Annotated in this window: 9 protein-coding genes; all 9 read left to right on the top strand. The window is 39.3% G+C overall.

Going from position 1 to position 14970, the window contains the following annotated elements:
- Positions 1-82 precede the first annotated feature (82 nt).
- The 9 genes from HRT55_RS03755 to HRT55_RS03715 all read left to right on the top strand — a co-directional run bounded on the left by HRT55_RS03755 (position 83) and on the right by HRT55_RS03715 (position 14862).
- On the top strand, positions 83-1957 hold the full coding sequence (locus tag HRT55_RS03755) for a putative nucleotidyltransferase substrate binding domain-containing protein (RefSeq protein ID WP_291619028.1): 1875 nt from the start codon (positions 83-85) through the stop codon (positions 1955-1957).
- Positions 1957-2673, top strand: a complete 717-nt coding sequence (locus tag HRT55_RS03750; RefSeq protein WP_291619026.1) for an exonuclease domain-containing protein — start codon at positions 1957-1959, stop codon at positions 2671-2673. Before HRT55_RS03755 ends, HRT55_RS03750 begins: the two co-directional genes overlap by 1 nt.
- Positions 2674-2838: 165 nt before the next feature.
- The gene (locus HRT55_RS03745) at positions 2839-3234 is read left to right on the top strand and encodes a biopolymer transporter ExbD (protein ID WP_291619025.1); all 396 of its coding nucleotides are present in this window, start codon (positions 2839-2841) and stop codon (positions 3232-3234) included.
- Between the two features lie 441 nt (positions 3235-3675).
- Entirely contained in the window at positions 3676-5049 is a 1374-nt protein-coding gene (locus tag HRT55_RS03740) for a M17 family metallopeptidase (RefSeq protein WP_291619023.1), read from the top strand.
- Between the two features lie 364 nt (positions 5050-5413).
- Entirely contained in the window at positions 5414-7495 is a 2082-nt protein-coding gene (locus HRT55_RS03735) for a S9 family peptidase (RefSeq protein ID WP_291619021.1), read from the top strand.
- Between the two features lie 233 nt (positions 7496-7728).
- Positions 7729-9903 carry a TonB-dependent siderophore receptor gene (locus HRT55_RS03730; RefSeq protein ID WP_291619019.1) on the top strand — a complete coding sequence of 725 codons (2175 nt, stop codon included), beginning with the start codon at positions 7729-7731 and terminating at the stop codon, positions 9901-9903.
- A 558-nt stretch (positions 9904-10461) separates the two neighbouring features.
- Positions 10462-11535, top strand: a complete 1074-nt coding sequence (locus HRT55_RS03725; protein WP_291619017.1) for a DcaP family trimeric outer membrane transporter — start codon at positions 10462-10464, stop codon at positions 11533-11535.
- 171 nt (positions 11536-11706) lie between these two features.
- Positions 11707-11925: a hypothetical protein gene (locus tag HRT55_RS03720; RefSeq protein WP_291619015.1), complete on the top strand. Its 219-nt coding sequence runs from the start codon at positions 11707-11709 to the stop codon at positions 11923-11925.
- Positions 11926-14862, top strand: a complete 2937-nt coding sequence (locus HRT55_RS03715) for an ATP-binding protein (RefSeq protein WP_291619013.1) — start codon at positions 11926-11928, stop codon at positions 14860-14862. It abuts the gene before it with no gap.
- Positions 14863-14970: the final 108 nt, after the last annotated feature.

The raw sequence follows: 14970 nt of genomic DNA, 5'->3' as shown, positions 1-14970 counted from the left end.
TCCCACTGAAATCGAGCACTTTGAATGGTAACGGGTATATCACTAGATAATTGATTCTTACGGGCTAAATAGCGGGAAACATATGGATACTGAACTGTCAGAAATTAGCACTTTTATTCACAGCATTCCGCCTTTTGATAGCTTGCCCAAGCAAGTACTTGCCCACCTTGTGCGGGAACTAACTATTAATTATGTGAGAAAAGACGACTATCTTCCGCCAAAAGGCATTAACGAGCCAAGATTATATATTTTGCGAAAAGGTGCTATTAGCTGCCGTTCTGCCGACGGTGAATTAGTCAGCCGCTTGGGTGAAGGAGACTTGTGTGATGCTTTTTACCATACCGAGACTAATGCACAAAGTAACAGTCAAACGGCTACCACGAGCCAGTTGCAAGTACATACCGATGAAGACTGCTTAATTTACAGCGTTGAAGCCACTGTTTTACAGGATATAGGTGGGCGTTTCCCCAGCATTAGTGACTATTTTAGTCAAAACTCCGCCCAACGCTTAAAAAATAAAATGACTCAGGTAAATGAAGAGGCTATTTTATCTTCCACCTTAATGAATACTGCGGTCAGTAACTTTTATCAAAGCCCTGTGGCGAGTATTAGTACCAATCAAACCATTCAGCAAGCCGCCATGCAAATGAATGAACAAGGCTATTCTTGCCTAGTGGTGGTCGAAGATGATAACCCAGTTGGCATTGTCACAGATAAAGATATTCGCCGCCGCTGTGTGGCTACGGGGTTAGCAACCAGTGCCGCTATCAGCGAAATTATGACCCGAGATATGTGCACTATTGATGCAAAAAGTAACGCCTATGACGCTTTGATGATGATGACGGCTAAACATATCCATCACTTACCGGTCACCAAAAATGATGAGCTTGTCGGTATGGTTACCGTCACAGACTTGATTAATAATGAAGGCCATAATGCTATTAATTTATCGAGCATTATCCACAAAGCAAACACCCTCACCGAGCTAAAAGAAATCAGCCAGTTATTGCCTAAGTTACAAATTCGCCTAGCAAAATTAGGCAGCAGTGCCGATCACGTCGGTAAAAGCATTAGCGCAATTACCATGGCTTTCACCAAACGTTTAATTGAAATGGCCGAATACAAATATGGCCAAGCGCCGGTGCCTTATGCTTGGCTTGCTGCGGGATCGCAAGCAAGGCAAGAACAGCTCGCCCATTCAGACCAAGATAATGCCATTATTATCTGTAACTCCATGAAACCTTATGATGATGCTTGGTTTGAAAGTCTCGCTACCTTTGTTTGTGATGGTTTAGCCGAATGTGGTTTTATTTACTGCCCTGGCGATATTATGGCAACCAACCCTAAATGGCGAAAACCGCAAAAAATCTGGCAAAACTACTTTACTGATTGGGTAGAAACACCTTGTCCGAAGGCCTTACTCAACAGTTGCGTATTCTTTGATTTAGAGACCATTTATGGCGATGTCGCTTTACTTAATAAAGTAAGAAAACAGCTATTAATAAAAACTCAAAATAGTACGCTATTTATTGCCCATTTAACTAAAAATGCTTTAAATTTACGACCACCACTGGGATTTTTCCGTGACTTTGTTTTAAAGCAAAATGGTAAACATAGAGCGACGCTAGATTTAAAGCATAATGGCATCGCGCCAGTGGTCGATTTGGCCAGAATTTATGCTTTATCTGAAGGTATTAGTGCGGTAAATACCATAGAGCGAATTCAGCAGGCAGCTGGCACACCTTCTTTAACCCGAGGCTCTGCAGAAAACTTAATTGATGCTTTTGAGTTTTTAGGAATGCTGAGAGTGGAGCATCAAGCGAAAGAGTTAATGCGCGGTGAGACTGCCGATAATTATTTGTCACCAAAAGAAATATCTAAGTTAGAGCGTGAACACCTTAAAGATGCCTTTAAGGTCATTAAAAGCCTACAAGATGCAAGACAGTCGAGCTATTAATGCCTAGTACAACCTTGACAAATTCACCACTGTTCGGCTGGCTACTTGGTTATGAAGCTAAGCGTAAGCTGTTGTTAAATAAAGCACCTGCAGGCGCATTGCGTGACTTCTTATCCGTGCCAATGCCTTGTATGGCAACCCCTATTGATAAAGTAGCTATTTTGGCGGTGGACTTTGAAACAACCGGCCTAAATGCCAAGCAAGATAAATTGCTTAGTGTCGGTTTTATTACTCTTAAACAGCAGCAAATGTCTCTCAAGTCCAGTTACCATCAAATCATCAAAACTAAAGCTCAGCTTGAAGAAAGCAATGTCATTATTCATCACATTACCGATAGCCAAAAAGAACAAGGCCAAGCCTTAGCTACAGTAGTTGAAGCTTTACTTAAAGCACTTGCCGGTAAAGTGATGTTGGTACATTTTTCTCGTATTGAAAAACAATTTTTGACTGAAGCTTGTCATCACCTTTATGGCATGGCGCCAATTTTTCCTATGATAGACACCTTGGCACTGGCTAAACGCCGCTTGGATAAACGCGACGTTGCTTATGACCCATCGGAATTACGCCTTGCCAATTTACGGCATAAAATGCAACTGCCAGAGCACCATGGCCATAATGCCCTCAATGATGCGATTGCCACCGCCGAATTATTTATGGCACAAATGAGTAAGGCCAATAAAGACGGAAAAATCACCCTTAAAGATGTCTTGCTCTAACCTCTCTAAATGACTAAATCTACTCGCTAAAATATAAAAAACCTTACTACGATTTATTTCGTATATTTATTTGACTCTACGTAACTCTTCGTACATAGTCAGTCCCGTGTTCGTTTTTCATACAAAAATAAAAACTAGTAACTCAAATAATTCAAAGGAAGAAATATGTCTGCAAGAAAAATTCGCTCAGAAGTTGAAAACTCCGAAGTCGATATGACACCTATGCTCGATATAGTCTTTATTTTGTTAATCTTTTTTATCGTCACCACCTCCTTTGTCAAAGAAGAAGGAATAATGGTTAATCGCCCTAAAATTAATAAACCTCAAAGCCAATCTGCGCCAGCGATGGTACTCAGAATCAGTGATTCTGGCATGGTGACTTTTAATGGCAAACCTGTCGATATTGAACGTGTTCCGGCCCGTATTGAAAACTTTATCGCTAAAAACGACAGCAGCTCAGCCATAGTGATTCCAAATTATAATACTCGTCATGAAGATGTGGTTGCTGTCATCGATAAAGTAAGAGAATTTGAGCACTTGACCATCTCAATAGGAAAATAAACCCGCTTAGATAATTTAGCTACGCTACTGCCGGTCACTCTTTAAGCGAACTTAGCCGTCCAAAAAAAATTGATAAAAAATCGATAAAGAAATGAGCCAATAGAGCTTTTTCTGTGGTCGTCTTGAGTTACAATCTAAGCATGCTACCAATTACACTAATGAATTGATCAGCTTAGAGTTGTATTAGCGAGCCTAGAACAAGCTAAATTATTTAAACATAGTTTTTCTATATTTCTTTAATTTTGAGCAGTTATTTGTTCGCTAATAAACTCCCAAAGGGCGAGTTTAAAAGGCTTACATGCGTCGTTATTAATATCGACAAGGGAATAACCATTCTCTTCAATCAATGCCTTGCCTCTAAGCCTTTTAATTATCGCTAAGTGGTCAATTAATTAATGTACTTGGTATTCTCAAGATAGCCATTAGATCTAAAGGAAGCTCATGAATAACTTACTAAACGCTGAAAACCAAGGTATTAACCTTTTTGTTATTGAAAAAAGTGCTTACCAAGCTTGGTTTAGTAAACAAGACAAACATAACCAAACTTGGCTAACTAATACTAATTACCAAGGTGACGGCCTAGCACTTATGTCAGATGGTCAAGGTGCATTGAGTCAGGCCATTTTTTGTGTGGCTGATGCCAGTGATTACTTTGCTTGTGGCGACCTAATTAAACAGCTGCCTCAGGGCCAGTTTTTATTACAAGCAGAGTCAGAGCACGTTGCCGCTATCAGTTTTGGTTGGTTAGTAGGTGCTTATCAATATGATAGATACATTACTAACAAGTCAGATAAAATATTTGCTAGCTTAGCCATTAGCAATACAGCAGGTAATGCTGAGATTGTTGAAAGCGCTATTAAGTTTGCTCAAGCCACTGCCTTAACACGTGATTTAGTCAATACACCTGCTGCCGATATGATGCCAGTTGATATTGGTCAAGCCGCAGAAGAGTTAGCCAAGCAATATAACGGTGAAGTTAAGCAAATTATTGGTGATGATTTACTTGAGCATAACTACCCAACCATTCATGCCGTTGGTCGCGCCAGTGTTCATACGCCACGTTTAGTCGATTTAACTTGGGGTGATAGCAAAAACCCACAAGTAACTTTAGTGGGTAAAGGTGTTTGTTTTGACAGTGGTGGTTTAGATATGAAACCCGCTGCTGGTATGCGTAACATGAAAAAAGACATGGGCGGTGCTGCCCACGTTTTAGGTTTAGCTCAGTTGATCATGGCGCATAACTTACCTATTAATTTACGTGTATTAATTCCAGCGGTCGAAAATGCAGTCTCAAGCAATGCACTTCGTCCAGGAGATGTAGTTACTACGCGTAAAGGTCTTACCGTTGAAATTCATAATACTGATGCTGAAGGTCGTTTAGTTTTATGTGATGCCTTAGCAGAAGCAGAAAACGATGAGCCTGAATTGATCATCGATTTTGCGACCTTAACAGGTGCTATGCGTGTTGCTTTAGGCACTGAATTAGCGGGCTTCTTCTCAACTAATGATCAAGTAGCTGCCGATATCACCACTGCAGGTCTGAAAAATAGTGATCCAGTATGGCGTATGCCGTTACATAAACCTTATGATGATTTATTCAAAAGCACTATAGCCGATATGACTAACTGCCCAACGCAGCCTTTTGGCGGTGCTATTACTGCCGCATTATATTTACAGCGGTTTGTTGAAAAGACTGATTGGGTACACTTTGATGTTATGGCTTTTAATGTTCGTCACTTACCTGGTCGCCCATTAGGTGGTGAAGCGTTTGGTATTCGTGCAGTGTTTGATTACCTAGAAGCAAGATTTAAATAAGCCGCATCTAAATAAATAAACGCGACGATATTATCACCGAACTCTTAACCTTTAGAGTTCGGTGATATTTATCCGCTGGTAGCAATCCTCGGATGACGAATTAAACTCCCCATCACCGAACGCATCCTCGAACACACCAAGCACACTAGCTTTGTCGGCATGACGATAGCTCGATATGACTACTATTTTTACCTAACCAGCGCTCGCTGTTACAACTAGCCAACAAAACATTCTCAATTTAACTCTATTTAATCTCGATTTTCTCTCTTTTCATCGAATTTAATGCACTTCCCATTGGTTTCACGCTCAAAAAAACATAAACTCGGAGGGTTAAAATTTTTCGAATAGACCTCTAGGACTAGAAATGAAACTAAAAATAAACTCGTTAAAACAAGCCTTAGCGATCAGCTTTGGCTTGCTTACTTGTTCAGTAGCCGTTGCTGAACAAACAAGTAAAGTTATTACCGCTGAAAACCTGGTAACTTTGCAATCAGTTAGCCAAGCACAAGTCAGCCCAAGCGGTGAGTATATTGCTTACACTCGCTCAGTTCCTCGTGAGATCTATGTTGAAAAAGACGGTAAAAATTGGGGTGAATTATACCTAGTGAATGATAAAGGCGTCGAACGTCCTTTTATTACCGGTAAAATAAATGTTAGAAATATTCAGTGGTCTGCTGATGGTTCATTAATCTATTTCCTAGCCAAAATGAATGATGATAAATTCACTAACCTTTATCAAATTCCTGCCAACGGTGGTCAAGCACAAAAAGCCGTAGTATTAAAAGACACTAGCATTAATAGCTACGCTCTTAGCAGTGATAATAAACAAATTGCTATCTTAGCGAAAAAAGCCAAAGACAAATCAGTTAAGAAACTACAAGGTTTAGGTTTTAAAGCGGAAGTTTTTGAAGAACAACTTACTAATCAGCTTTTATATGTAACCAATCTGGCTCAGTCTGATAAAGCGATTATACCGACAGCATGGGACATCAAAGGTTATGTTTCTGATGTGCATTTCTCGCCAACAGGTAAAGATTTATTAGTTAAAACCCAACCTACTGCTTTAATTGATGACAAATACATGAAGTCACAATGGCACATTGTTGATATCGCTAACAAGTCAGTTAAAACCTCTTTCGCTACCGAAGGAAAATTAGGTGCGGCTGAATTTTCATACGATGGTAAATATGTTGCCCTACATGGTGCGCAAGACAAGCATGATCCTGCAACAGGTCGTTTATTTATTGCCAATGTTAACACGGGTAAAGTTGCTAACTGGTTACCAGACTTTAACGGTCACGTAAGTGATTTTGAATGGTCTAATAAGCGTAATGAATTATATTTCATCGCCAACATTGGTACTCAGTCTGTAGTTGCCAAAATTAAGCCTGGCTCTAACAAATACAAAACAGTTGTTGCCGGTGGCAAGTTCATCGCGGGTAACTTGAGTATTTCTGACTCCGACAAAACCGTTGTGGTGAAAGCAAACACTGCCCAACACCCTAACGAAGTATTTATGCTGCGTGGCAAAAAACAAACTCGCTTAACTGATTCAAATACTTGGTTAAATGATGTTGCTTTAGCTAAACAAGAAAGTCTTACTATTAAAGCCCGTGACGGCGTAGAAATTGGTGGTGTATTAGTTTACCCACTTGATTACAAAAAAGGTCAACGTTACCCACTAATCATGTCAGTACACGGCGGTCCAGAAAGCCATGACAAAGATGGTTGGATAACAGCTTACTCTCGTCCTGGTCAATTAGCAGCAGCACAAGGTTATGCAGTATTTCACCCTAACTACCGTGGTAGCACAGGTAAAGGCGTAGACTACTCTAAACTAGGTCAAAACGATTACGCAGGTAAAGAGTTTGATGACTTGGTAGACCTTAAAAATCATTTAGTAAACATTGGTTTAGTGAATGAGAAAAAAGTTGGTATTACTGGTGGTTCATACGGTGGTTATGCCTCAGCTTGGGGTGCAACTAAATTAACTAAACACTTTGCAGCTAGCGTAATGTTTGTTGGTATTTCTAACCAGTTATCAAAGTTTGGCACTACCGATATTTCAAACGAAATGAACTTAGTTCATGCTCGTTCATATCCTTGGGACAAATGGCAATGGTACTTAGAGCGCAGCCCTATTTATTGGGTAGAGCAATCTGAAACGCCATTACTAATTATGCACGGCAAAGCTGATCCTCGTGTACATCCGGCACAATCTATGGAAATGTACCGTTACATGAAAGTACGTGGTAAAACAGTGCGTTTAGTCTATTACCCAGGCGAAGGCCATGGTAATAAACGTGCCGCTGCCAAGTACGATTACAGCTTACGTTTAATGCGTTGGATGGATAACTACTTAAAACATGATAATAAGCCAATGCCTGTTCATGACTTACCTCATGCAGCTAACTTAACAGCGAAAAAATCAGCTGATAAGAAATAAAAAACCTACACTTTTGTTACAAAAAAAATGAGAAAGGTCAGCTTAGCTGGCCTTTTTTATTGTCTATTAAACAAAAAACAAACAATAAATATACGCTAAATCAAATATCTGGCAATAAACTCAAATAAAAACAAAACAAAGATTGCTAATGATAATAGTTATCATTAGAATTCGCACAATTATTTTATTGCACTTTTGTTTTACTTATATATTCATTAAGGTTTGAGTTATTTATGAAGTTTTCTCCCCTCTTTTTAGCGGTAAGCGCCGTACTTTCTTCGACAGCCGTTTTTGCAAATACAGATGCCAATACAGCTGTAAATACTACTAATACCACTGACGCTCCAACAGCAAAGGTTGCAGCTAATTCAACAGAGCAGAAAGCACTTAAAGATATTGAAGTAATTCAAGTTAAAGGTAGTTATTTTAATGGCTATAAAGTTGATAATGCTAATGGTGCCATGCGCGGTAACTTTTCCTTATTAGAAACAGCGCAATCAGTTACCGTTATTCCAAATACAGTCATAAACGAACAGCTCGCCACCACCTTAGGTGAAGTGCTAGTTAATGACGCCAGCTTAACCGCAGGTTCAAAGCAACGTAACCGTGAAGTATTTAGTTTACGTGGTTTTGAGTTAAGCTCTTCAAATGGTTATTTACGTGACGGTCATCAACATTGGTCACATTACCAGCAGCCCATTGAAACTTTAGAAAGCATTGAAGTAATCAAGGGACCATCAAGTATTTTATACGGTCAATCTGGCCCTGGTGGTTTAATCAATATGGTTACCAAAAAACCTACCGCTAACAGTATTTTTAACCTAGGTATCGATGTTGATCAAGAAGGTTCATCTCGCCTTACGTTAGATGCTGGTGGTGCCATAACTGAAGATGAATCATTACGTTACCGCGCTAATTTAGTTAAACAAGATGTTACTTATCAACGTGAATATCAAAACGGCGAGCAAAGAGAGCGTGAACGTTTCCTTGGTGCTCTTGTTGTTGATTATGATATCAATGACGACTTACTAGTAGGTTTCCACTATGACAAAACCAACGATAAAGCCGGCTTAGATACTGGCGCTTGGTTAGATGATGAAGGCAATGTTATTGGCGAAGATAAAACTATTCGCGATATGTCATGGGCCTTTACTGATATTACCGTTGAAAACTACGGTGTTGATGCCAGTTATATTATTAGTGATGCTTGGCAGGTCAAAGTTGGCTATAACGAGCAAACATTTGAGCGTCAACGCTTTGAATCTGCCCCGAAAAATCCTAGCGACTTCGTCGAAGGTGATAGCTATACCTCAAATCCTTATGATCGCTTTGATGACTGGCAATTTACCACTACTTTTATTGATTTTACCGGTAACTTTGAACTTGCTGGCGTAGATCATAACTTACTTATCGGCGCTAATTACCTTGATTACTACTATGGTCAGTTAAGAACGAAGAACAAATCCGATTCATTTGAATACTCAGCAGGTCAAGCTGAGCCTCCTCGCCCAGATATTAGCTACACCACAGATGATAGCCTTTATACCAGTGAATATGATTATTACGGTATTTATATCCAAGACTTAATAACCATTAACCAACAATGGCAAGTGATGATCGGTGGTCGTTATGATAAACAAAGCAAAACCGGTGCTGATAACGAATCATTACTACCTAAAGCTGGTGTACTTTATCATCCAAGTGAAAGTACCACTTTCTATGCTAGCTATAGCGAAGGTTTTGAGCCACAAGGTAGTGAAACCATCAATGATGAAGAAGATTTGAATGACGGTATGGAAATCGATGCCGAGACCTCAAAGCAATATGAAGTAGGGGCAAAATGGCAACTATTAGATGATCGTTTGTTACTAACTACAGCAATATTCGACATCACTAAGTCCAATGTACTAGTTACCGAAGACTATCAAGGCGCAAATAAAGATATAAACACAGTTACCACACAAGTGGGCGAGCAACGTCATAAAGGTTTTGAAATGGCTGCACAAGGTGCGGTAACCGATAAGCTTTTTGTTATGACATCAATGATGTATCTAGATGCTTCCTATGATAAAGATGAAGACTACACTGGCATGACTCCTGTTGATGCCCCTGAATGGTCAGCATCACTTTGGTCACGTTATGAACTTACCGAAGACCTAGCAATTAATGCTGGTGCTTTTTATGAAGGTGAGCGCTTTGCTGATGGAGATAATACGGTAGTAAAAGATGCTTATACTCGAATTGATGTTGGTGCTACTTATAAAATCAATGTAAGCAATACTGACATTAACTTACGTTTTAATGTGCAAAACTTATTTGATACTGACTACCTTGCCGGTGGCGGCACTTCTAATGTTACCGTAGGTGATGGCAGAAGCTACCGTCTTGCTGTGCAAGTTGCTTTTTAATTAGCGATCAAGTAAATAATTAACCATGATCGTTAAGGTCTAAATAACAATAAAAAAACAGTAAAATAAGCCTAGGATATTAAGCAATATAACACTGCTTTATCCTGGGCTTTTTTCTGCTTAACACTTTATTTAACCTAACCCCAGTCTTCCGTTCAACTTTAATAATTACCAGCTGAACAGCTATTTTTAGTCGATGAATTAAGTCTTTAACTGTCAATAATTAACATGATTTTGTCAGCAAGCTATATTTAAGGCAAGCACTGGCAGTGGTTGATAATTGACGATCAAGCTAGAGGGAATTTCAAATAGTGGAAGTTATTTGATAAAAATCGACTAAAGTATAAGTACTTTTTCTGGCAATGTAGACTTAGGTCTAATTCCTTTTGTTCACTTTACACACTAACTTACTATTAGATAACAAAAAGCCACAATAAAGTAAAATCATAAGAGGCGTATAAGACCTCGTAAAAGATTAGTAGCTTGAAACAAATACCTGACAATAAGTCACACTAAAATAAGTCACACTATAATAAGTAAACAAAAATGGGGAATATCATGTTTAAGAATTCATTATTTAAAGTTAAGAAATTAGTACTAGCAACCAGCTTATTAGCGGTTACCAGTGCAGCTAATGCCGGTTACACCATCAAATTAGACGATGGTGATAGCATCACTTTTGGTGGTTACGTTAAAGTTGATGCGCGCTATACCAGTGGTAATATTGCTGCAAATGACTACTGGTACGGTGGTGGTACTGTACTTGCTGAAAGCCAATCTAACTTTGGTATTGCCGTCAATGAAACCCGTTTTAACACTAAATATGTCCATGGTGATGTCACAGGTTTTATTGAAATGGATTTTTACGGTGATGCCGTGTCAGGTGGTGGTAATGAAATTATCTCCAACTCTTCCAAGCCACGTTTACGTCATGCCTTTGTTAAGTACAAAAATATCTTAGTTGGCCAAACATGGACTACTTTCCAAAACACCAGCTCTCTTGCTGAAGCAGCCGATTTTGGTGGTCCATTAGTGGCCTCTGCCTTTATTCGTCAAGGTCAGGTTCGATATACCAATGGCGGTTTACAACTTTCTATTGAAAACCCTGAAACATACAAAGGTGTTCATGGCAATGATTCCATTCCAGACTTTATTGGTAAATATACCTTTAAAGGTGACTGGGGTAATGTTTCTGTTTCTGGTTTAGCTCGACAATTACAAACCCTTGATGGCTCTGAGTCTGCAGTAGGTTTCGGTGTTGCCGGTCGTATTAATACCTTTGGTAAAGATGATTTTCGCTTTCAAGTACACGGTGGTAATGTCGGTCGTTACGTCGGTGTTACCGCTTCTACAGACGTAGCTCAAAATAGTACAGGTAGTTGGGAAGCAGAAGATACCACCTCGGTCATGGTTGCTTATCGTCATTTCTGGACAGACGATATGCGTAGTTCAGTATTCTATGGTAATACCACAACTGATCTTCGTGATACAGACCGCTCTCATTGGGGAGTCAACATCTTTAAAAACGTAACTAAGCAGTTATCTTTTGGTTTAGAAGTGGGTAACTTTGAAATGGCTGAATCGAATGCTGATTCTGACTATGTGCAATTATCAACCAAATTCGTCTTATAGTTTGTACAACACCTTGCGTTAGTTAACCTCGTTGAGGTTATTTTATAGGGAAGCATTTGCTTCCCTTTTTTTATGGGAAAACATAAGCTTGCCTATTCGATGACATATATTGATAAAAGAAACTTTTTATACCTATACTGAAGTATTATTCCCGCACTATAGGCTGATAAAATGACCAAGAATATCGGCAGACAAGCCTTCCTAGCGATACTCGCTTTTCTGGTTTTTATCATCCCCCTAGTTCTTGCCGATGAAGTATCTTTGTTTGCAAACTGGCTATTCATTTTTATTAGCTGGTCATTGGTCATTTTGTTATCGGCTTTGAGTCCCACACAGGTCGATAATAACACCGCCAAGAAAACTGATTCAGCGTTAAAGGAATCACAATAATTGATTTCATTTAGCCAGGTACTCATCTTATTAGCCATTTATATTATCTCGCTATTTTTCTTGGCTCAATGGGGTCAGTCAGACAGTAAAGCAGCTAAACGAATACGTAACTCTGCCAATACCTACGCATTAAGCCTGGCTGTTTTTTGTACTTCCTGGACATTTTTTGGCAATATTGCCGTCTCGACTAAACAAGGGCTATTTCCAATCGCCTTATACCTAGGTACCACCTTAACCTTCATTTTTATGACGCCACTGTTAAAGAAAATGGTGCTATTAAAAAATGAGTTTCACTCCACCAGTATTGCCGATTTTATTTCGGTCCGTTATAAAAGGTCGCAAGGGTTAGCGGCATTAGTTAGCTTATTGTGCGTAATTGGCATCACTCCCTATTTGACCATTCAATTAAAGTCGGTCATTGATAGCTTTCAAATACTGACCGATAACTCCCAGCAGACCCTAGCATTTCTTGATTATTTGGATGTAATTATTGTTTTGATGATGGCATTTTTCACCATTGTTTTTGGTGTCCGTCATATAGATCCAACCGAAAAACATCCCGGTATGATGGTCGCGTTGGCAGGTGAGAGTATTCTAAAACTTTTAGCCATGCTCATTGGTTGCCTATGGATTTGTTATATGATCAAACCCGGGGTGTTTAGTATATTTGCAGAGTTTGCCCATGAGGCACAATTAAATCCCAAAGTACTGACGCTATCTACCCAGCAATGGCTCAGTTTTATGCTCATTGGTGCTTTAGGCATTATCACCCTGCCCAGACAATTTCATGTTGGCATTGTTGAATGTAGCGATGCTAAATTTTTAGACCGGGCGAAATGGCTTTTCCCACTGTATTTATTACTGATCAATTTGTTCACTTTCCCAGTGGCATTAGCCGGTTTAATAACGCCCGGAGCACTTGAGTCGTCACGTATATTATTACTAACTCAACCGCTAGCAAACCATGCACCTTTTATCGCCCTTATTACCTTTTTAGGTGGCTTTGCTGCAGCAACAGGCATGATAATGATCAGTGCCATGACGCTATCCACCATGCTGACCAACCATATTTTGATGCCGGTTATCATGCAGACTCCTGCGCTGTCAGCGTTAAAGCGTCAAATCTTACCTTTACGTTGGTTAATGGTCTTTGCCATTCTTTTCTTAAGCCTATTCTATTATCGCGCTATTGGTGACTCTCAACTTATTGTCAATATTGGTAGCATAAGCTTTGTTGCCACAGCACAATTTGCGCCAGCATTAATAGGCGGACTAATTTGGCGCAAAGGTAATTTGTCCGGTGCATTCAGCGGACTTACTATTGGTGCTTGTGTATGGTTTTATTGCACTTTATTGCCATCTTTAATTCGCTCTGGCTGGCTAGATTGGTCAATATTATCTCAAGATAGTGGCTTTTTTTATTGGCTTAACCCAGAGCAACTTTTTGCCATTCAAGCAATCAGCCCATTTACCAATGGCCTTATATGGAGCTTACTTGCTAATATCCTTTGCTACATCGGCGTTTCTTTATTTACTAAAATGTCTGAAGAGGAACAAAAAATATCACACCAATTTGTTGATATTAAAAATATATACCTTAAAGACAATTTTGCTGCAGGCACAACCGCCGATATTAACCTGCTCAATAAGAAGCGGCTTATCACAGAAGTTTTTCTGCAATATCTACCTGAAGAGTTAGCCGAGTCAAAACTACAACAATCACTAGTAAAAGCTGAAATACATGACCAAGAAAATATTAATATTGTCGAATTGTCTTCGTTAAAAAATGCCGCGCTTAATGCTTTAGCTGGCGCCATTGGTATGGCCTCATCCTATAAAGCTTTTAATAATATTAATTTAATAGATGCCGATGAGGAACAGCAATTAGCCAGTTATTTTTCCCACTTTTTTGCGCAATTACAACTGTCCCCGAAAGAGCTCTTTGAGCAAGTTAACTTTCACCAGCAAAAACGTGAATTACTGGAAAGTCATGCCAAGCAACAGCTCGACACCATATCCAAATTAGAAACAGAGGTCACACAAAGGTTAAAGGCTGAACAGGTAGTTAATTCACTCAATGAAGGTTTAGAGCTCAGAGTAACAGAAAGAACCCAAGCATTGAGCCAAAGTAATAGTGAGTTAAATAAAACACTCGAACAATTAAAACTTACCCAAGGTCAGTTACTAGAAAATGAGAAAATGGCTTCCTTAGGTGGGCTAGTCGCGGGTGTCGCCCATGAAGTTAATACTCCTATAGGCACAGTACTCACCTCAATCAGTTTTATGAAAGAAAAATGTCACACTATTATTAAGGCGATGGACGATAAAACATTAAGCTCTCAGCAACTGTCAAAGTTTACCGATGAACTTGAACAAGGTTTTGACCTTTCATTACGAAATATTAGCCGGGCTGTTGAGTTAATTGAGGGCTTTAAGCTTATTGCTGTTGATAGCGTTGTTGATGATGCTCGCACCCTTAATGTGCATGATTATTTAGAAGATGTACTTAGAACATTAAGGCCAAAAGCAAAGCAAGCTCAGGTGACTATTAAACTTTCCTGCGCGAAGGACATAGTTATTAACTCATACCCCGGAGCCCTTGCACAGATCACTAATAACCTGATCATCAATAGCTTAGTGCACGCCTTTACTGAGAAAAATGACATCAAGGGTGAAATCACCATTGATGTTAAGGCCTCAAAACAGAGTCTTGAACTTATCTATGGCGATAATGGCTGCAAGCTTGATGAAAACACTAAAGCGCAATTATTTGAACCCTTTTATACCACCAGACGAGGCCAAGGCGGCTCAGGTCTAGGAGCACATATTGTCTACAACTTGGTCACCCAAAAATTAAAGGGCACCATAGAGCTGATCACAGAACAAGCTCTTGGCAAAAGTTTTAAAATAAACATCCCACTAACGAACAGTAAATAACAACTAAATCTCCTGAAAGTACAGTAATTAACTGTCATTTTTTCAACGCTGTTATTTATATTTTACATTTTGTGCTTATGATAAAAATTGAACTAAACTGATAAATAC

The organism is Colwellia sp., from assembly GCF_013214175.1.
Classification (GTDB): domain Bacteria; phylum Pseudomonadota; class Gammaproteobacteria; order Enterobacterales; family Alteromonadaceae; genus Colwellia.
The sequence above is the reverse complement of the archived record's forward strand: the minus strand, read 5'-3'. Positions and strand labels throughout refer to the sequence as shown.